Source organism: Pseudonocardia kongjuensis, assembly GCF_039526905.1.
Lineage (GTDB): Bacteria > Actinomycetota > Actinomycetes > Mycobacteriales > Pseudonocardiaceae > Pseudonocardia > Pseudonocardia kongjuensis.
Map to the genome: position 1 here is coordinate 1 of NZ_BAAAJK010000016.1, position 18,469 is coordinate 18,469.

General features: G+C 72.8%; 19 protein-coding genes. 14 read left to right on the plus strand and 5 right to left on the minus strand.

Translation table 11 applies throughout. From position 1 onward, the window contains the following. The first annotated feature begins 439 nt into the window (after window positions 1-439). Window positions 440-1,696: an aspartate aminotransferase family protein gene (locus tag ABD160_RS17530; protein WP_344023730.1), complete on the plus strand. Its 1,257-nt coding sequence runs from the start codon at window positions 440-442 to the stop codon at window positions 1,694-1,696. Between the two features lie 87 nt (window positions 1,697-1,783). Here ABD160_RS17530 and ABD160_RS17535 read toward each other — a convergent pair whose 3' ends face one another. Next, a complete protein-coding gene (locus tag ABD160_RS17535; protein WP_344023772.1) occupies window positions 1,784-2,932 on the minus strand; it encodes an Mrp/NBP35 family ATP-binding protein in 1,149 nt (382 codons plus the stop codon). A gap of 86 nt (window positions 2,933-3,018) precedes the next feature. On the opposite strand from ABD160_RS17535, the gene ABD160_RS17540 reads away from it, so the two are divergent. Beyond that, window positions 3,019-3,504 (plus strand): MarR family winged helix-turn-helix transcriptional regulator, encoded by a 486-nt coding sequence (locus ABD160_RS17540; protein WP_344023732.1) that lies wholly within the window; start codon window positions 3,019-3,021, stop codon window positions 3,502-3,504. Here the strand turns inward: ABD160_RS17540 and ABD160_RS17545 are convergent, their stop codons facing one another. Both ABD160_RS17545 and ABD160_RS17550 read right to left on the minus strand, forming a co-directional pair. Continuing rightward, window positions 3,505-4,044 carry a DUF1003 domain-containing protein gene (locus ABD160_RS17545; RefSeq protein WP_344023734.1) on the minus strand — a complete coding sequence of 180 codons (540 nt, stop codon included), beginning with the start codon at window positions 4,042-4,044 and terminating at the stop codon, window positions 3,505-3,507. It abuts the gene before it with no gap. After that, on the minus strand, window positions 4,037-5,326 hold the full coding sequence (locus ABD160_RS17550; RefSeq protein ID WP_344023736.1) for a magnesium transporter MgtE N-terminal domain-containing protein: 1,290 nt from the start codon (window positions 5,324-5,326) through the stop codon (window positions 4,037-4,039). The genes ABD160_RS17545 and ABD160_RS17550 overlap by 8 nt, the downstream gene beginning before the upstream one ends. A gap of 89 nt (window positions 5,327-5,415) precedes the next feature. Between ABD160_RS17550 and ABD160_RS17555 the strand changes: the two genes are divergently transcribed. The 7 genes from ABD160_RS17555 (at window position 5,416) to ABD160_RS17585 (ending at window position 13,244) form a co-directional block, all read left to right on the plus strand. Further along, window positions 5,416-6,342 (plus strand): PhzF family phenazine biosynthesis protein, encoded by a 927-nt coding sequence (locus ABD160_RS17555; RefSeq protein ID WP_344023739.1) that lies wholly within the window; start codon window positions 5,416-5,418, stop codon window positions 6,340-6,342. Between the two features lie 157 nt (window positions 6,343-6,499). Next, a complete protein-coding gene (locus tag ABD160_RS17560; protein WP_085911672.1) occupies window positions 6,500-7,459 on the plus strand; it encodes an HpcH/HpaI aldolase/citrate lyase family protein in 960 nt (319 codons plus the stop codon). Window positions 7,460-7,502: 43 nt separating this feature from the next. Further along, a complete protein-coding gene (locus ABD160_RS17565; RefSeq protein ID WP_344023747.1) occupies window positions 7,503-8,705 on the plus strand; it encodes an acyl-CoA dehydrogenase family protein in 1,203 nt (400 codons plus the stop codon). A gap of 136 nt (window positions 8,706-8,841) precedes the next feature. Then, complete coding sequence (locus tag ABD160_RS17570; RefSeq protein WP_344023750.1) at window positions 8,842-9,363, plus strand: general stress protein; 522 nt, start codon at window positions 8,842-8,844, stop codon at window positions 9,361-9,363. A 133-nt stretch (window positions 9,364-9,496) separates the two neighbouring features. Then, window positions 9,497-11,746 (plus strand): carbon starvation CstA family protein, encoded by a 2,250-nt coding sequence (locus ABD160_RS17575; protein WP_344023752.1) that lies wholly within the window; start codon window positions 9,497-9,499, stop codon window positions 11,744-11,746. Beyond that, complete coding sequence (locus tag ABD160_RS17580) at window positions 11,746-11,955, plus strand: YbdD/YjiX family protein (protein ID WP_344023754.1); 210 nt, start codon at window positions 11,746-11,748, stop codon at window positions 11,953-11,955. Before ABD160_RS17575 ends, ABD160_RS17580 begins: the two co-directional genes overlap by 1 nt. Before the next feature lie 194 nt (window positions 11,956-12,149). Beyond that, the gene (locus ABD160_RS17585; RefSeq protein ID WP_344023756.1) at window positions 12,150-13,244 is read left to right on the plus strand and encodes a class I SAM-dependent methyltransferase; all 1,095 of its coding nucleotides are present in this window, start codon (window positions 12,150-12,152) and stop codon (window positions 13,242-13,244) included. 45 nt (window positions 13,245-13,289) lie between these two features. Here ABD160_RS17585 and corA read toward each other — a convergent pair whose 3' ends face one another. Next, entirely contained in the window at window positions 13,290-14,408 is a 1,119-nt protein-coding gene (gene corA, locus ABD160_RS17590) for a magnesium/cobalt transporter CorA (protein WP_344023758.1), read from the minus strand. A gap of 377 nt (window positions 14,409-14,785) precedes the next feature. Here corA and ABD160_RS17595 point away from each other — a divergent pair, with 377 nt between their 5' ends. After that, window positions 14,786-15,289 carry a MaoC family dehydratase gene (locus ABD160_RS17595; RefSeq protein WP_344023760.1) on the plus strand — a complete coding sequence of 168 codons (504 nt, stop codon included), beginning with the start codon at window positions 14,786-14,788 and terminating at the stop codon, window positions 15,287-15,289. Between the two features lie 15 nt (window positions 15,290-15,304). Here ABD160_RS17595 and ABD160_RS17600 read toward each other — a convergent pair whose 3' ends face one another. Beyond that, complete coding sequence (locus tag ABD160_RS17600; protein ID WP_344023762.1) at window positions 15,305-15,712, minus strand: NUDIX hydrolase; 408 nt, start codon at window positions 15,710-15,712, stop codon at window positions 15,305-15,307. Window positions 15,713-15,842: 130 nt separating this feature from the next. Between ABD160_RS17600 and ABD160_RS17605 the strand changes: the two genes are divergently transcribed. The 4 genes from ABD160_RS17605 to ABD160_RS17620 are packed head-to-tail and all read left to right on the plus strand — an operon-like array spanning window position 15,843 to window position 18,356. After that, entirely contained in the window at window positions 15,843-15,968 is a 126-nt protein-coding gene (locus ABD160_RS17605) for a hypothetical protein (protein ID WP_344023764.1), read from the plus strand. A 3-nt stretch (window positions 15,969-15,971) separates the two neighbouring features. Then, complete coding sequence (locus tag ABD160_RS17610) at window positions 15,972-16,529, plus strand: PH domain-containing protein (RefSeq protein ID WP_344023766.1); 558 nt, start codon at window positions 15,972-15,974, stop codon at window positions 16,527-16,529. A 26-nt stretch (window positions 16,530-16,555) separates the two neighbouring features. Next, the gene (locus ABD160_RS17615; protein WP_344023768.1) at window positions 16,556-17,431 is read left to right on the plus strand and encodes a PHP domain-containing protein; all 876 of its coding nucleotides are present in this window, start codon (window positions 16,556-16,558) and stop codon (window positions 17,429-17,431) included. 49 nt (window positions 17,432-17,480) lie between these two features. Continuing rightward, a complete protein-coding gene (locus ABD160_RS17620) occupies window positions 17,481-18,356 on the plus strand; it encodes a RecB family exonuclease (RefSeq protein ID WP_344023770.1) in 876 nt (291 codons plus the stop codon). Window positions 18,357-18,469: the final 113 nt, after the last annotated feature.

Sequence of the window (18,469 nt, forward strand, 5' to 3'; positions counted from 1 at the left end):
GCCCGGCGGCCTGCCCGCCGGCCGCCCGGTGCGTCGCGAGCCTGCGGCGCCGCCGGCGGGGGAGGGCTGTCTCCGGGTGTCGCTCTGCTCTGCTCACCATGGCGGGCGGGGGTGGTCCGTACCTCGCTTTGCTCTGCTTACCCCCGGGAGCGGCCCGCGCCGCGCTCGCGCCGGTGCCGGCGCCGGAAGGGGCTCCCGGAAGCGCCCGGCCCGGCCGCCCCGCCACCGGGCGGGACGGGTCCGATGGACCCGGTCCGGGCGGTCCGGGGGCGGAGCCCCGGATGGTGAGCAGAGCAAAGCGAGGAACAGGCGACCCCTTGCCCGAGCCGCCCGGGCATGATTCCCTGAGATTGTCGACAACTCGACAACCTCGATCGATGCCTCCGGTCGACCCCGGAGCCGGACGCACGACTCTCGACGCATCAGGAGTTGCGAACCCATGGCACAGCTGTCCCCGCTGCTGAAGCAGGCCACCCCGGTCCAGGCCGCCCGCGGTGAGGGCGTCTATCTCTTCGACACCGACGGGCGACGCCACCTGGACTTCACCGCAGGCATCGGCGTCACCTCGACCGGGCACTGTCACCCGGCGGTGGTCAAGGCCGCGCAGGACCAGGTCGCGACGCTGATCCACGGCCAGTACACGACCGTCATGCACCAGCCGTTGCTGAAGCTGGCCGAGCGGCTCGGTGACGTGCTGCCCGAGGGGATCGACTCGGTCTTCTTCTCCAACTCCGGTTCGGAGGCCGTCGAGGCGTCGGTGCGGCTCGCCCGCCAGGCCACCGGCCGGCAGCTGGTCGTCGCCTTCGACGGCGGGTTCCACGGCCGGACGATGGGTGCGGCGGCGCTCACCACCTCCGGCGCGAAGATCCGCGCCGGGATCGGCCCGATGATGGGCGGCGTCGCGTTCGCGCCGTTCCCGTACGCGTACCGGTACGGCTGGACCGAGGAGCAGACGGTCGAGTTCGCGCTGAACGAGCTCGACCGGCAGCTGGCGAGCACCGCGCCGGTCTCCGACGTCGCGGCGTTCATCGTGGAGCCGGTGCTCGGTGAGGGCGGCTACGTGCCGACCCCGGCCGCGTTCCTGCAGGGCCTGCGCGAGCGGGCCGACCGGCACGGCATCCTGCTGATCGCCGACGAGGTGCAGACCGGGTTCGGCCGCACCGGGCGGTTCTGGGGCCACCAGCACGCCGAGGGCGTCGTCCCGGACGTCATCGTCACCGCCAAGGGCCTGGCGTCGGGCTTCCCGCTGTCCGCAATCGCCGCGCCGAAGGCGATCATGGAGAAGGCGTGGCCCGGCTCGCAGGGCGGCACCTACGGTGGCAACGCGGTCGCCTGCGCCGCCGCGCTGGCCACCCTGGACGTGGTGCTCGGCGAGAACCTGGTGGAGAACGCCCGGGTGCAGGGCGAGCGGCTGGTCGCCGGCGTCCGGGACGCCGCGCAGGGCATCGCCGCGATCGGTGACATCCGCGGCCGCGGCCTGATGGTCGGCATCGAGTTCGTCGACGCCCAGGGCAAGCCGGACGGCGCGACCGCCGCGAAGGTGCACGCCGCCGCCGCCGAGCACGGGCTGCTGCTGCTGACGTGCGGCGTGCACGGCAACGTCGTGCGGATGATCCCCCCGCTGGTGGTCACCGCCGAGCAGGTCGACGAGGGCCTGGCGCTCTGGACCAAGGCGCTGACCGACGCGCTCTCCTGAGCGCACGCCCCGCAGCACGCGAACGGCCCCGTCCACCGGATCCGGTGAACGGGGCCGTTCGCGTACGGCCGGGGTGCCGGCAGGAGGTCAGCGAACGGCCGGGGAGATGTTGAGGCTCATCCCAGCCAGGCCGCGCGACTTCACCACGAGCTGCTGGGCGACGCTCTCCAGCGCCTGTGCGGCCGCCGTCTCGGGCTTGCCCAGGACGATCGGGGTGCCGGCGTCGCCGCCCTCGCGCAGCGCCACGTCCAGCGGGATCTGGCCGAGCAGCGGCACCGTGGTGCCGACGATCCGGCTCAGCGAGTCGGCGACGGTCTGCCCGCCACCGGAGCCGAAGATCTCGGCCCGGGAGCCGTCGGGCATCTCCATCCAGGACATGTTCTCCACCACGCCGGCGAGCCGCTGCCGGGTCTGTGTGGAGATCGCCCCGGCCCGCTCGGCGACCTCGGCGGCCGCCTGCTGCGGCGTCGTCACGACCAGCAGCTCGGCGTTCGGGACCAGCTGCGCCGTCGAGATCGCGACGTCGCCGGTGCCCGGCGGGAGATCGAGCAGCAGCACGTCCAGGTCGCCCCAGAACACGTCCGCCAGGAACTGCTGCAGCGCCCGGTGCAGCATCGGTCCGCGCCAGACGACCGGGGTGTTCCCGTCGGTGAACATGCCGATCGAGATGACCTTCACGCCGTGCGACTGCGGCGGCATGATCATGTTGTCGACCTTGGTCGGCCGGTCGTCGGCGCCGATCATGCGCGGCACCGAGTGGCCGTAGATGTCGGCGTCGACCACGCCGACCTTCAGGCCGCGGCGGGCCATCGCGGCCGCCAGGTTGACGGTGACCGAGGACTTGCCGACGCCGCCCTTGCCGGAGGCCACGCAGTACACCCTGGTCAGCGACCCGGGCTGGGCGAACGGGATGACCGGCTCGTCGGAGTCGCCGCGCAGCGAGCGGCGCAGCTCGGTGCGCTGCTCGTCGCTCATCACGTCGAGCTCGACCTCGGCGCGCTCGACGCCGGGGACCTTCGTGACGGCCTCGGTGACCCGGGCGGTGATCGTCTCCCGCATCGGACAGCCGGCGACGGTCAGGTAGACCCCGATGCGGGCCGTGCCGTCGTCGGTGACGTCGACGCTCTTGACCATCCCCAACTCGGTGATCGGCTTGTGGATCTCCGGGTCCTCGACGGTCCCGAGGGCGGCGCGCACGGCCTCGGAGACGGTGCTGGTGCTGCCGGTGACGGACATGAGCTTCAACGACCTCTTTCCTCTCGCGACACCGCCATGCTACGTGGGTGTCCGGAGCGTCCCGCTCGTCTCCTAGCATCACTGTGGTGGACGAGACGGCGGGCGGCGCCCCGGGGCCCGGGAACCCGGGACGGCGGCGGGTGGTCCCGACCCGCGACGAGCTCGAGTCGTGGCGCAGCTTCCTGCGCGCCCACGCCGGGATCACCAAGCTGCTGGAGACCGAGCTGGAGGCCGAGCAGAGGTTGTCCCTGGCCGCCTACGACGTCCTGGTCCAGCTGTCCGAGGCGCCGGACCACCGGCTGCGGATGACCGAGCTGGCCGACGCGGTCCTGCTGTCCCGGTCCGGGGTGACCCGGCTGGTGGACCGGCTGGAGAAGGCCGGCCTGGTCGAGCGGGCCAGGGTCGCCGACGACGGGCGCGGCGTCACCGCCCGGATGACCGACGCCGGCTACGAGCGGCTGCGGATCGCCGCGATCACCCACATGCGCGGGGTCCGGGAGCACTTCGCCGACCGGCTCGACGCCACCGACCTCGCCGACCTGGAGCGGGTCACCCGCAAGCTGATCCCCTGATCAGTCCCGCCGGCGGCCCCGCCTGCGCTCGCCGCGCCCGGTGTCCGGGCCGGCGCCCGCCGCGGCCCGGTGCACCGCGTCGTCGAGCTGCCCGGACAGCTTCTCCAGCTCCCCGCGCAGGTAGTCGCGGCTGACCGTCTCGCCGACCGCGAGCCGCAGCGCCGCCAGCTCGCGGGCCAGGAACTCGGTGTCGGCCTTGGTCCGCTCGGCCCGTCGGCGGTCCTCCTCGAGCGCGATCCGGTCCCGGTCGTCCTGCCGGTTCTGGGCCAGCAGGATCAGCGGCGCGGCGTACGCGGCCTGGGTGGAGAACGCCAGGTTCAGCAGGATGAACGGGTACGGGTCCCAGCGGATCTGCCAGGCGACCAGGTTCAGTGCGATCCACACGACGACGATCACGCTCTGGATGGCCAGGAACCGGCCGGTCCCGAGGAACCGGGCGACCCGCTCGGAGAGCCGGGCGAAGCCGTCCGGATCGACCTCGAACCGCCTGCGGCCGATCCGGGGCTGGTCCAGCCGGCGGCCGGTGGTGATCTCAGGCATGGTGCGCCCCCGGTCGTCCGTTCGCCGATCCGCGGCCCACCTCGGCCGGTCCGAGATCGCGGTCCCGCCAGCCCTGCGGCAGCAGGTGGTCCAGCACGTCGTCGACGGTGACGGCGCCGAGCAGGTGGTTCTGCGCGTCGACGACCGGGCCGGCGACCAGGTTGTAGGTGGCGAACCAGCGGGTCACCCCGCCGAGCCCGGTCTCCGGCCCGATCTGCGACAGCTCGGTGTCCACCATCCCCGCGACCAGCTCGAACGGCGCCGCGCGCAGCAGCTGCTGGGCGTGCACGCAACCGAGGTAGCGGCCGGTCGGGGTGGCGGTGGGCGGCCGCACCACGAACACCATCGACGCCAGTGCGGGCGGCACCTCCGGGTTGCGGATCCGGGCCAGCGCCTCGGCGACCGTCGCGTCCGGCCCGAGCGTGATCGGCTCCGGCGTCATCAACCCGCCCGCGGTGTCCCACTCGTAGCGCATCAGCCGGCGCACCGGCTCCGACTCGCCCGGCTCCATCAGTCCCAGCAGCCGGCCGGCCTCGTCGTCGGGCAGCTCGCCGAGCAGGTCGGCGGCGTCGTCCGGGCTCATCGCCTCCAGCACGTCGGCGGCCCGGTCGTCGTCGAGGTAGGCCAGCAGCTCGCGCTGGTCGGACTCGGAGAGCTCCTCGAACACGTCGGCCAGCCGCTCGTCGTCGAGCGCGTCGACGACCTGGTGCTGGCGCTCGTCGGGCAGCCGGGACAGCGCCGCCGCCACGTCGGCCGGGCGCATCGAGTCGAACACCGCGAGCAGCCGGTCCGCGCCCTGCGCCGCGGCCACGTCGAGCCCGGACACGTTCTCCCAGCCGTGCACGTCGACCCGGGCGCGGCGGGCCAGCCGGGTGCGGCGGAACCGCACCGCCACCCGGGTGATCGCCCAGTCCCGGGTGCGCGTCGGCTCGATCGCGACGTCCACCACGACCCCGTCCTCGCCGGAGTCGCGCACGGTGACCGGCGAGTTCAGCAGCTCGCCCAGCACCAGCGTCTCGTTCGCCCGCTGGTCGAACGAGCGCAGGTTGACCGAGCCGCTGGCCAGCGTGACCGCCGATCCGGCGATGTCGGAGACCCGCAGCATCGGCACGAAGATGCTGCGCCGCGCGGACAGGTCCACCACCAGGCCGAGCACCCGCGGCGGATGGCTGTCGACCCGCAACGACACCACGACGTCGCGGACCTTCCCGATCCGCTCGCCGTCCGGGCCGAACACGGCCAGCCCGGCCAGCCGCGCGACGAACACCCGTGCCGAGGCCATGGCGTCGAGAGTAGAGCGGCCGGTCCGGGCGGGCCGGGCGGTGCCCGCGGCGGCGCCGGCGCGGCATGCGGTGATTAGGCTCGCGCGACGTGAACGAGCCGCATCCCGAACCCGTGCACCGGCCCGGCCCGGACCCGCTGCGCTACGACCTCGTCGACGTCTTCACCGACCGGCCCTACGCCGGCAACCAGCTCGCCGTGGTGCACGGCGCCGAAGCGCTCTCCACGGCCCGGATGCAGGCGATCGCCGCGGAGTTCAACCTGTCCGAGACCGCCTTCCCGCTGCCGCCGACCGGCGACGCCGACGCGGGCGCCGACTACCGGGTGCGGATCTTCACCCCGCGCCGCGAGCTGCCCTTCGCCGGGCACCCGAGCGTCGGCACCGCCTGGGTGCTGGCCCGGGACGGCGTGATCGGGCACGGCGAGCGGATCCAGGAGTGCGGCGCCGGACTGCTCCCGGTCCGGGTGGACGGCAGCGGCGCCCGGGTCGAGGGCGGCCCGCCGTCGGTCGGCGACGAGCTGGACGCGGCCGCGCTCGCCGCCGCGGTCGGGCTCGGGCCCGACGACGTCGACGGCGCGGCCGCCCCGGGGCCGGCCGGGGCCGGCGTCGAGTACGCGATCCTGCTCGTGCACCCGGGTGCGGTCGCCAGGGCCCGCCCGGACGCCGCCGCGATCGCCGCGCTGCCCGGCGAGGTGATCGGGGTGCTCGTCGCCGCGGTCGACGCGACCGCCGAGCGGGTGCACACGCGGATGTTCGCGCCCGCCTCGGGGGTCCCGGAGGACCCGGCGACCGGGTCCGCGGCCGTCGCGCTCGGGGTGTTCCTGGCCGATCGCGGACTGGTGCCCGACGACGGTGAGCACGCGTTCGTCGTCTCCCAGGGCGCGGAGATGGGGCGGCCCTCGACGCTGCACGCGGGCGTGCGCACGGCGGGCGGACGGCCGGTCGGGACCTGGGTGGGCGGCACCGTCGCCGCCGTGGCGAGCGGATCCCTGACCCCACCTCCCGAACAGGACTGACTCGCGGGTAACCCCTCGTGACCACCTGCGGGTGAGAAACCAATCACCTGGGCGGGGCGTCCGGCGGGTCGCCGTGCCAGCATCACCCAGCAGCCCGACTGCCCGCCGCGCCGTCCCCGGTGCGCGGGCGAGGACGAACTCGACGAGGAGCCAGCCTGTGAGCACCACCCTCCGCGCCCGCCGGTCCTGCCTGGCCGTGCCCGGGTCGAGCCAGAAGTTCATCGACAAGGCGCGCACGCTGAACTCGGACCAGGTGTTCCTGGACCTGGAGGACGCCTGCGCCCCGCTGGCGAAGCCGGGAGCCCGCAAGACGATCGTCGAGGCGCTGAACGAGGGCGGCTGGGGCGAGAAGATCCGGGTGGTCCGGGTCAACGACTGGACCACCGAGTGGACCTACCGCGACGTCACCGAGGTCGTCGAGGGCGCAGGCGCCAATCTCGACGCGATCATGCTGCCGAAGGTGCAGACCCCGGAGCAGGTCGTCGCGCTGGACCTGCTGCTCACCCAGATCGAGAAGACGATCGGCTACGAGGTCGGGAAGATCGGCATCGAGGCCCAGATCGAGAACGCGCTCGGCCTGACCAACGTGAACGCGATCGCCACCGCCTCACCGCGGGTCGAGACGATCATCTTCGGCCCGGCCGACTTCATGGCCTCGATCAACATGAAGTCCCTGGTGGTGGGGGAGCAGCCGCCCGGCTACGACGTCGGCGACGCCTACCACCACATCCTCATGTCGATCCTGATGGCCGCCCGCGCGCACGACAAGCAGGCCATCGACGGCCCGTTCCTGCAGATCAAGGACGTCGACGCGTTCCGCAGGGTGGCCGGCCGCTCGGCCGCGCTGGGCTTCGACGGCAAGTGGGTGCTGCACCCCGGCCAGATCGACGCGGCGAACGAGACCTTCTCGCCGGCGCAGAGCGACTACGACCACGCCGAGAACATCCTCGACGCCTACGAGTACTTCACCTCCGAGGCGGGCGGCAAGCGGGGCGCCGCGATGATCGGCGACGAGATGATCGACGAGGCCAGCCGCAAGATGGCCCTGGTCATCTCGGGCAAGGGCCGCGCCGCGGGGATGACCCGCACCGACAAGTGGACCCCGCCGGAGGCGTGAGCACGCCGCGGCAGCTGACCAGAGACGCTCAGGAGGAACACAGATGGCGCGGCTCGCGCAGACCGCCGGTCTGACCGACATCCAGACCGAGATCCTGTCCACCGTCCGCAGCTTCGTGGACAAGGAGATCATCCCGCACGCGACCGCGCTCGAGCACGAGGACGCGTACCCCACCGACATCGTCGAGGGCATGAAGGAGATGGGGCTGTTCGGCCTCATGATCCCGGAGGAGTACGGCGGGCTCGGCGAGTCGCTGCTCACCTACGCCCTGGTGGTCGAGGAGATCGCGCGCGGCTGGATGAGCGTCTCCGGTGTGATCAACACCCACTTCATCGTGGCCTACATGCTCCGCCAGCACGGCACCGAGGAGCAGAAGCAGCGCTACCTGCCGGCGATGGCGACCGGTGAGACCCGCGGCTCGTTCTCGATGTCCGAGCCCGATCTCGGCTCGGACGTCGCGGCGATCAAGACGAAGGCGGTCGAGGCCGGCGACGGCAGCGGCGACTACGTGATCGACGGCGCCAAGATGTGGCTGACCAACGGCGGCACGTCGAACCTGACCGCGGTGCTGGTCCGGACCGACGAGGGCGCCGAGAAGGCGCACCAGAACCTGACGACGTTCCTGGTCGAGAAGCCCACCGGCTACGGCGAGGTCGCGCCCGGCCTGATCGTCCCCGGCAAGATCGACAAGATGGGCTACAAGGGCGTCGACACCACCGAGCTGGTGTTCAAGGGCCACCGGGTCCCCGGTGGGCAGATCCTCGGTGGGGAGCGCGGCAAGGGCTTCGCGCACATGATGGACGGCGTCGAGGTCGGCCGGGTGAACGTGGCGGCCCGCGCCTGCGGCATCGCGATCCGGGCGTTCGAGCTGGGCGTGGAGTACGCGCAGCAGCGCTCCACCTTCGGCAAGCCGATCGTCAACCACCAGGCGATCGCGTTCAAGATCGCCGAGATGGCGACCAAGGTCGAGGCCGCGCACCTGATGATGGTCAACGCCGCGCGCCTGAAGGACCGCGGCGAGCGCAACGACGTCGAGGCCGGCATGGCCAAGATGCTCGCCTCGGAGTACTGCAAGGAGGTCACCGAGGACTCGTTCCGGATCCACGGCGGCTACGGCTACTCCAAGGAGTACGAGATCGAGCGGCTCATGCGCGAGGCGCCGTTCCTGCTGATCGGCGAGGGCACCTCGGAGATCCAGAAGACGATCATCTCCCGCGGCCTGCTGCGCGACTACAAGCTGCGCTGAGGTCACGCCGCACGTCACGTGCGCGTCGTGCGCGCACGTGACGTGCGAGACGTCGCTAGTCTCCTCGGGCACACCGGACGGCCGTCGACCGTTGCCCGGTAGCAGAAGCGGAACACCACCTGCGAGGAGAATCGCCATGACCAACCCCTTCGGCGGCCAGGCACGCCCGGCACCGGGCCTGCCGCAGCTGCCCACCCCGCCGACCGGGTGGCCGGTGGGCTCCTACGCCACCTACGAGGAGGCGCAGCGGGCCGTCGACCACCTGGCCGACTCGGACTTCCCGGTCCGCGACGTGACGATCGTCGGCGTCGACCTGATGCTGGTCGAGCGGGTGATCGGCCGGCTCACCTGGGGCCGGGTGCTGGGCTCGGGCGCCGCGTCCGGTGCCTGGCTGGGTCTGTTCGTCGGTCTGCTGCTGTCGCTGTTCTCGCCGGACGGCAGCTTCTGGCCGATCGTCGTCGGCCTGGCGTCCGGTGCCGTGTTCGGCATGGTGTTCGCCGCCGTCGGCTACGGCGCCAGCCGCGGCCGCCGGGACTTCCAGTCGGCCAGCCAGATGGTCGCCGGCCGGTACGACGTGCTGTGCGAGCCGCGCAACGCCGAGCAGGCCCGCGAGATGCTCGCCCGGCTCGCGATGGGCAGCCCCGGCGGAGGTTTCTGAGCCGGTAGCGCGATCGGACCGCCGTCACCCGCAGGGGTGGCGGCGGTCTCGTTCCTCACGATCTTCGCAAGGGCCTTTCATTTCGCACCGAACTGCTTATAGTGCGCCTCGGACATACCGGGAGGGACGCGCTATGACACAGGTGTCAGGCGGCGGTGCGGCGGGGCAGGAACTCCCGCCGGCCGCGGTGGACGAGGACGTGTTCCTCGCCGAGCGGCGCACATGGACGCCGCTCAAGATCGCGATCTGGACGACGATCGCGCTGCTGGGTGGCCTCGGGTGGGTGATGCTGGCCCTGGTCCGCGGCGAGACGGTGAACGCGATCTGGTTCGTGTTCGCGGCGGTCAGCACCTACCTGATCGCCTACCGCTTCTACTCGACCTACATCGAGCGGAAGCTGCTCAAGCCGGACGACCGGCGGGCCACCCCCGCCGAGTACGCCGAGAACGGCCAGGACTTCGTCCCGACCGACCGGCGGGTGCTCTACGGCCACCACTTCGCCGCGATCGCCGGCGCCGGCCCGCTGGTCGGCCCGGTCCTCGCCGCGCAGATGGGGTACCTGCCCGGCACGATCTGGATCATCGTCGGCGTCATCGTGGCCGGTGCGGTGCAGGACTACCTGGTCCTGTTCTTCTCGATGCGCCGCGGCGGGCGCTCGCTGGGCCAGATGGCCCGCGAGGAGCTCGGCCGGGTCGGCGGCACGGCCGCGCTGGTCGCCACCCTCTCGATCATGATCATCCTGATCGCGGTGCTCACGCTGGTCGTGGTCAACGCGCTCGGCGAGAGCCCGTGGGGCGTCTTCTCGGTGGCGCTGACCATCCCGATCGCCCTGTTCATGGGCGTCTACCTGCGGTTCCTGCGGCCCGGGAAGGTCTCCGAGGTCTCCTGGATCGGCTTCGCGATGCTGATCGCCGCGATCGTCGCCGGCGGCTGGGTCGCCGAGACCGAGTGGGGCCAGGCGCTGTTCACCCTGGACCGGGTGACGATCGCCTGGGGCATCATCATCTACGGCTTCGTCGCCGCGGTGCTCCCGGTGTGGCTGCTGCTGGCGCCGCGCGACTACCTGTCGACCTTCATGAAGATCGGCACCATCGTGCTGCTCGCGGTGGCGATCATCGTCGTCCGGCCGGAGCTGGCGGCGCCCGCGTTCAGCGAGTTCGCCGGGCGGGACGACGGCCCGGTCGTCGCCGGGTCGCTGTTCCCGTTCCTGTTCGTCACGATCGCCTGCGGCGCCCTCTCCGGGTTCCACGCGCTGATCTCCTCGGGCACCACCCCGAAGCTCGTCGAGAAGGAGCGGCAGACCCGCTTCATCGGCTACGGCGGCATGCTCATGGAGTCGTTCGTGGCGATCATGGCGCTGGTCGCGGCGCTGTCGATCGACCGTGGGCTGTACTTCGCGATGAACGTCCCCGCCTCGCTCACCGAGGGCACCGTCGAGGGCGCGGCCGCGTTCGTGAACTCGCTGGGCCTGATGAACGTCAACGTCACGCCGGACCAGCTCGCGTCGACCGCGGCGCTGGTCGGCGAGGAGTCGATCGTCTCCCGCACCGGCGGCGCCCCGACCCTGGCGGTCGGGCTGGCGAACATCATGCAGCAGTTCATCGGCGGCCCGTCGATGATGAGCTTCTGGTACCACTTCGCGATCATGTTCGAGGCGCTGTTCATCCTCACCGCGGTGGACGCGGGCACCCGGGTGGCGCGCTTCATGCTGCAGGACGCGATCGGCACCGTCGTCCCGCGGTTCAAGGACACGTCGTGGCGGGTCGGCGCCTGGATCTGCACCGCGCTGATGGTCGGCGGCTGGGGCGCGATCCTGGTGATGGGCGTGACCGACCCGCTCGGCGGGATCAACACGCTGTTCCCGCTGTTCGGCATCGCCAACCAGCTGCTCGCCGCGATCGCGCTGGCCGTCTGCCTGGCCCTGGTGGCCCGGCGCGGGCAGGTGCGGTACCTGTGGATCATCGGGGTGCCGCTGGCGTTCGCCGCGGTCGTCACGATCACCGCGTCGATGTTCAAGATCTTCTCGCCGAAGCCGGCGATCGGCTACTGGGCGCAGCACTTCGCGTTCCGGGAGGCCATCGCGGCCGGTGAGACGAGCTTCGGCAACGCGGCCACCCCGGAGGCGATGGCCGCGGTCGTCCGCAACACCTTCATCCAGGGCTCGCTGTCCATCCTGTTCGTGACGCTGGCGATCATCGTGATCGTCACCGCGGTGCTCTCGGCCTGGCGGTCGATCGCCATCGGCGGCCGTCCCGAGCTGGAGGACCCGCCGGTGCCGTCGCAGATCTACGCGCCGTCCGGGCTGATCGCCTCGCCGGCCGAGAAGGAGCTGGAGAAGCGCTGGACCGAGGCGGTCGGCGACCGCGTGCGGGCCGGGCACTGATGGCCGGCGCCGGGCGGGCGGAGGCGGTGCGGGACGGCCTGCGCGGCCTCGCCTGGTGGTGGCGGGGCGTGATCGGGGCGGACCGCTACGAGCGCTACCTCGACCACCACCGCCGCGCCGGGCACGACCACCCGCCGATGACCGAGCGGGAGTACTGGCGGGCCCGGACCGAGCACCAGGAGAACAACCCGCAGGGCCGGTGCTGCTGAGCGAGCGTGCGGAACGGTCCCGGGCGTCGACCGGCCCCGGGAACCGCTGCGCCGCACGGGTGGTGTGACGGCTCCCGAACGGGGGATCGGGCCCGGTCGGGTGGGTGGTGAGCCCACCCCGACCGGGCCCGTACCGGTATCGCCCGGGCGCGTCGGGTTCCGGGGAGGGTGCCCGCCGGGGCAGGATCACGCCCGTGAACGGCGAGGCGCGGCAGACCGACGAGATCCGCCCGTCCACGGTGCACCGCGCCTACGGGCGCGGCGCGGGCGGGTACGACGGGTTCGTCGGCTCTATCCCCAGCTACAAGGCGCACCTGCGGGTCTCGGCGTCCCGGATGGGCCTGGGTGACGGGCCCGGCCTGCGGCTGCTCGACATCGGCTGCGGCACCGGGGTGTCCACCGAGGCGCTGCTGACGACGGTGAAGGGCGCCGAGGTCGTCGCCGTCGACGCCTCCGCGGAGATGCTCGCGGTCGCCAGGAAGAAGAACTGGTCGCCCCGGGTCACCTTCGTGCACGCCAAGCTGGAGACCCTCGCCGAGGCCGGGATCGAGGGCCCGTTCGACGGCATTCTCGCCTCCTACCTGGTGTCGAACCTGCCCGACGCCGAGCACGGCCTGCGCCGCCTGCTCGCCCTGCTCGCGCCCGGCGCGCCGCTGGCGGTGCACGACTACGCGGTCGGCGGGACCCGCGGCCGGATGCGCTGGGCCACCGCCGCCTGGACCTACCTGGTCCCGATGGCCGCGATGCGCTGGGGCGTCGCCGATCTCGCGCGCTACCGGGCGAAGCGGATCAGCGGCGCGGGCGGCCCGGAGCAGATGGTGCACCGGATGGAGCGGGCCGGGTTCTCCGACGTCCGGGTGCAGACCGTCGGCGGCCTGCAGCAGCACCTGGTGCACACCTTCCTCGGCAGGCGGCCGGACGAGCCGGACGTGGTGGGGGAGCGGATCGCCCGCTCGTCCGCGCTGGCCGCGGCCGGCTGGCGGCCGGCGCCGTCCGAGCCCGGACCGCCCGCCGACCCGGACGGCCCGGCGGACCCGGACGGCCCGGTGGACCCGGACGACCGGGCGGACCCGAGCGGCCCGGACGAGGCCGAGCCGGTCGACGAGGGCGGCCCGGACGACCCGGGCTACGCCGACGAGCTGCCGCCGGAGGCCACCGGGGACGCCGGCGGTCCCGGGTACTCCGACGACGTCACCGCGGGCGACGCGGACACCGCCGCCGGCCCGGGCGGTGTCCCCGGGGACGACGACGAGCCGCCCACCCCACCGGCCGGCGCCCCACGGGTCTGAGCCCCGGCCGGCGGTGCCCGATCGCCGGCCCGCCGGCAGAACCGGCTACAGCCAGCCGTTGCGGCGGAAGTTGCGGTACAGCAGCGTGCAGATCGTCGCGATGATCAGCAGCACCATCGGGTAGCCGAAGCTCCAGTGCAGCTCGGGCATGTAGTCGAAGTTCATCCCGTAGACGCCGGCGATCATCGTCGGCACCGAGATCAGGCCGGCGTAGGCGGTGATCTTCCGCATGTCGTTGTTCTGCCGCATGCTGATCTTCGCGAGGACGGCGTCGACCAGCGTGGTGAGCAGCTCGTTGAACCCGGCGACCTGCTCGGCGACACCGCCGAGGTGGTCGTCGACGTCGCGGAAGTAGGACCGCACGTCGTGCGGCACCAGCGCGCTGTAGCCCTCGGACAGCTTGCGCATCGGCCCGACCAGCGGCATCACGCAGCGCCGCAGGTCGAGGATCTCCCGCTTCATCACGTAGATCTGCTCCGGGTTCATCGTCGAGCCCGGCGAGAACACCTCCGCCTCGACCGCATCCAGGTCGTTCTCGATCTGCCGGACGACCTCGATGTAGGAGTCCACGACGTGATCGGCGATGGCGTGCAGCACCGCGGCCGGGCCCAGCCGCAGCTGCTCCGGATCGTCCTCCAGTCGCCGTCGCACCTCGCCCAGCCCGGTGTGCCTGCCGTGCCGGACCGTCACCACGAAGTCCCGGCCCAGGAACGCCATCACCTCGCCGGTCTCGACGATCTCGTTCGCCGTCGTCGGATCCGCGTGCCCGACGTAGCGGACCGTCTTGAGCACCATGAACAGCGTCTCGTCGTAGCGCTCCAGCTTCGGCCGGTTGTGCGCGTGCACCGCGTCCTCGACGGCCAGCTCGTGCAGCCCGTAGGTCTCGGCGACACCGGAGATCTGCTCGGCGTCCGGCTCGTGCAGCCCGATCCACACGAACCCGGCGCCGCGCTCGCGGACCTCGGCGATCGCCTCGTCGTGCGTCCAGCGGCCGGGGAGCCGCTCGCCGTCGACGTACACGCCGCAGTCGACGACGTAGGCCGACAGCGGCACGCGCAGCCGGGCCGGGCGCTCCGCCTCGGCGCGGGCCGCGATCCGGTCGGCGCGCCGGGTGCGGCCTGCGGCGGAGCGGATGGAGGGGCGGAGCTGGGAGAGCGAGGGCATCACGGGGACCTCCGGGCGGCGGGCCGGCTCGCCGGGCGAGCACGGCTCGTGGACGTGCGACCGCCGCGGCGGCCGCCGGACACGGGTCACGCCTCCCGCCGGGATCAGCCGGGGTGCACCGTCCGGGTGACGGGCGGCGGGAGGCGGCACGTACTGCTCACCGGTGCCTGGGGTTCGGACGACTGTTCGGGCGACACCGCGCTCACCTCCCCGCTCCCACTCGGATCGTTGCTCCGTGCATCGCACATCGCGCGCGGAACGTGTCGGGAATGTGAGATGCCCGACCGTGCGCGTGTGAGTTGGACCGCCGCTGCCCGCGCGGGCCGCCCGATAGATTACCCCCGCAACGGATCAAGGACGTGATGGGAGCGTGAACGGTGCAGTTCGGGCGCTACTACGAGGAGTTCGAGGTCGGTGCGGTCTACAAGCACTGGCCCGGCAAGACGGTCACCGAGTACGACGACCACCTGTTCTGCCTCCTCACGATGAACCACCATCCGCTGCACATGGATGCGCACTACGCGGGGGAGACCACCGACTTCGGCAAGAACGTGGTCGTCGGCAACTACATCTACTCGCTGCTGCTGGGCATGTCGGTGCCCGACGTCTCCGGCAAGGCGATCGCCAACCTCGAGGTCGAGTCGCTCAAGCACACGAAGCCGACCTTCCACGGCGACACCATCTACGGCGAGACCGAGGTCCTGGACAAGACCCCGTCGAAGTCGAAGGACGACCGCGGCGTCGTGTACGTCGAGACCCGCGGCTACAAGCAGGACGGCACCGTCGTCTGCACCTTCCGGCGCAAGGTGATGGTGCCGAAGCAGTCCTACGGCGACGCCCGCGGCGGCGAGCAGCCCGGCCGCCCCACGCCGCAGGGCTGAGCCCGGCCGGACGGGTCAGATCCGGGGCAGCGCGCCCCACTCGCGCAGGACCCCGGTGAGCCCGTCCACCACCGGCAGCGCGTCGTAGCCGGCGAGATCGACGAACCGGGCGTCGTCGGCGTCGTCCCCGGCGGTGGGCCGGACGGGTGAACCGGGGGCGAGGTCGCACCGGTAGTCCGCGATCCGGTACGGCCCGCGGACGACGACGCCGGCGAGCTCGCCGGGCCGGACCGACAGGCCGGTCTCCTCGGCGAGCTCGCGGACGACGGCGGACCGCTCGTCCTCACCCGGCTCGACCCGCCCGCCGGGGACCGACCACAGTCCCCGGCCGGGCTCGTTCGCCCTGCGCACCAGCAGCAGTCGGCCGTCCGGGTCATGGACGATTCCACCCACGCAGGCGATGTGTCGGCTACTGTCGGTCATCCGGAATGACGGTACGCTGCTCGGGTGCCGGTACCCGTGCCTTGGCGGGTTCGGGTACCAATGTCGAGGTTGTCCCAACGGGCCGGAACGGGTGACGGGTAACGTGCGCAAGATTCTCATCTTGGTCGCTGTGGCGCTGGGTATCTTCCTGGTCGTGACCGCGCCGCAGGCGGCGGCGAACTCGGTGACGAACGTGGGCAACATCCTCTACGACGCGGCGCAGTCGGTGTCGACGTTCGTCACGTCGCTGCTCTGAGTCGTGCTCGCGCCCCGGGAGATCGACGAGTACCTGCTCCCCACGGAGCGGCGGGTCATCCGCGTGCGCCAGCACTGGGCCGTCATGGCGAGGCACATGACGCAGACGACGCTGTTCATCGCCGTCGTGGTCGGCTTCGAGCTGCTGATGAACCGGGCCGGGAACAGCCCCGCGGTCGAGGTCGTCGTCGACAACCTGACGTTCTACCTGGTGCTGGTCGCGGTGCTGCGGTTCACGGCGCTGACGATCCTGTGGTGGATCGAACGGATCGTCATCACCGACAAGCGGGTGATGATCGCCCAGGGCATCATCGTGCACAACGTGGGCATGATGCCGCTGGGCAAGGTCACCGACCTGACGTTCCAACGCACGCTGTCCGGGCGGATGCTCGGCTACGGCACGATGGTCGTCGAGTCGGCGGGCCAGATCCAGGCGCTCAACCGGATCGACTACATGCCCCGCCCCGAGGAGATCTACGAGGCGCTCTCCGAGCTGGTGTTCGGCGAGAAGGGCAAGACCCGCGCCACCGGGATGCTGGCGAAGCCGCGCTGGCGGCGCTGATCCCGGCCGCCGGTTAGGGTCGGGAGGTGTCCCGGCCCGTGATCGACCTGCACGCCCACTCCACCGCGTCCGACGGCACGGACAGCCCCGCCGGGCTGGTCCGCGCGGCGGCCGCCGCCGGGCTGGACGTCGTCGCGATCACCGACCACGACACCACCATCGGGTGGGACGACGCCGTCGCGGCGCTCCCGCCCGGCCTGACCCTGGTCCGCGGCGCCGAGTTCTCCTGCCTGAGCCCGACCGGCCGCGACGGCGAGCCGCGCTGCTCGGTGCACCTGCTCGGCTACCTGTTCGACCCGCAGCACCCGGCGATCGTCGCCGAGCAGGAGCGGCTGCAGGTGGAGCGGGTGCAGCGGCTGCACACGATGATCGGCCGGATGGCGGCCGACGGGTACCCGGTCGACGTCGACGGCGTCTTCGCGCACCTGCCCGAGGGCGCCAGCGCCGGGCGGCCGCACCTGGCCCGCGCGCTGGTCGCGGCCGGCGTCGTCGGGTCGGTGAGCGAGGCGTTCGCCGAGCTGCTGCACAACGACAGCCCCTACTACGTCCCGCGGGCCGACACGCTCGTCGAGACCGCCGTCGAGATGATCTCCGCGGCCGGCGGGGTCGCGGTGTTCGCGCACCCGCTGGCCCGGGTCCGCGGGACCGTGATCGAACCGTCGGTGCTGGTCGACCTGGCGGGCCGCGGGCTGGCCGGGATCGAGGTGGACCATCCCAACCACGTGCCCGACGACCGCGGGCTGCTGCGCGCACTCGCCGCCGAGCACGGTCTGCTCGTCACCGGATCGAGCGACTACCACGGCACGAACAAGCCGACCCCGCTCGCCGAGGAGACCACCGATCCCGAGGTGTACGCCGCGATCGTGGACCGCGCGACCGGGGTGAAGCCCGTCGGCGGCTGATCAGCACGGCGCCGGTCGGGCGGGCTCCCGGCCGCTGTACCGTTGCCGGATGGCCCCTCCCGCCACCGGGTCCCCGGACGGCCAGCTCGGACTGGACCTGCTGGATCCCGACTTCGGGGCGACCGCACTGCACCGGGTGACCCCGGCCCGCCTGGACACCTGGGACGCCTGCCCGCGGCGCTACCGGATGCTGCACGTCGACCGGCCCGCCCCGGCCCGCGGCGGCGCGTTCGCGCACACCACGCTGGGCGCGGTCGTGCATCTCGCGCTGCGCTCCCTGGCGTCGCTGCCGGCGCACCGGCGCACCCCGGCGCAGGCCGCCGCGCTGGTCGGGAAGCACTGGAACGGGGAGGGCTTCCGGGACGACGCGCAGGCCGCGCGCTACCGGGACCGGGCCGCCGACTGGCTGGCCGCGGCCGCCGAGGGCCCGGCCGGCACCGCCGAGCCGGTCGCCGTCGAACGGTGGGTGAGCGCGCCGGTCGGGTCGCTGCTGGTGGAGGGCCGGATCGACCGGCTGGACGCCGGACCCGACGGCGGGCTGCGGGTGGTGGACTTCAAGACCGGCCGCCGGGTCCCCACCGACACCGACGCCCGCGACTCCCGCCAGCTCGCGCTCTACGCCGTCGCCGCGGGGGAGGTGTTCCACCGCCGGTGCCGGCAGGTGGAGCTGCACCACGTGCCGACCGGCACGGTCGCCGTCTGGGAGCACGACGACAGCTCGCTGGCCGGGCACGTGTCCGCCGCCGAGGCGACCGCGGTCCGGGCGGCCGACGCCGTCGCGGCGCTGGCCGCGGGCGCCGGGCCGGACGAGGCGTTCCCGCCGCGCACCGGTGAGCAGTGCGGCACCTGCCCGGTGCGCAGGCACTGCGCCGACGGCCGGGCCGCGGTGCCCGAGCCGCGCCCGTGGGATCTGCTCGTCCCGTGACGCGCGTGCCGGACCACCACGACCGGGCCGGGCATGGCGCGCCGGGCGCTCGCCGCCCGGCCCCATCCGGGCCCGCGCCGGGGGGCCCGCCCGCCCGGGGCGCCGCCGGCCCG

Coding starts and splice junctions, on each gene's coding strand:
- ABD160_RS17545 (WP_344023734.1), bottom strand. CDS start 4,044: ATGCCTGAGATCACCACCGGCCGCCGGCTGGACCAGCCCCGGATCGGC.
- ABD160_RS17530 (WP_344023730.1), top strand. CDS start 440: ATGGCACAGCTGTCCCCGCTGCTGAAGCAGGCCACCCCGGTCCAGGCC.
- ABD160_RS17620 (WP_344023770.1), top strand. CDS start 17,481: ATGGCCCCTCCCGCCACCGGGTCCCCGGACGGCCAGCTCGGACTGGAC.
- ABD160_RS17535 (WP_344023772.1), bottom strand. CDS start 2,932: ATGTCCGTCACCGGCAGCACCAGCACCGTCTCCGAGGCCGTGCGCGCC.
- ABD160_RS17580 (WP_344023754.1), top strand. CDS start 11,746: ATGGCCGGCGCCGGGCGGGCGGAGGCGGTGCGGGACGGCCTGCGCGGC.
- ABD160_RS17570 (WP_344023750.1), top strand. CDS start 8,842: ATGACCAACCCCTTCGGCGGCCAGGCACGCCCGGCACCGGGCCTGCCG.
- ABD160_RS17575 (WP_344023752.1), top strand. CDS start 9,497: ATGACACAGGTGTCAGGCGGCGGTGCGGCGGGGCAGGAACTCCCGCCG.
- ABD160_RS17600 (WP_344023762.1), bottom strand. CDS start 15,712: ATGACCGACAGTAGCCGACACATCGCCTGCGTGGGTGGAATCGTCCAT.
- corA (WP_344023758.1), bottom strand. CDS start 14,408: ATGCCCTCGCTCTCCCAGCTCCGCCCCTCCATCCGCTCCGCCGCAGGC.
- ABD160_RS17565 (WP_344023747.1), top strand. CDS start 7,503: ATGGCGCGGCTCGCGCAGACCGCCGGTCTGACCGACATCCAGACCGAG.
- ABD160_RS17550 (WP_344023736.1), bottom strand. CDS start 5,326: ATGGCCTCGGCACGGGTGTTCGTCGCGCGGCTGGCCGGGCTGGCCGTG.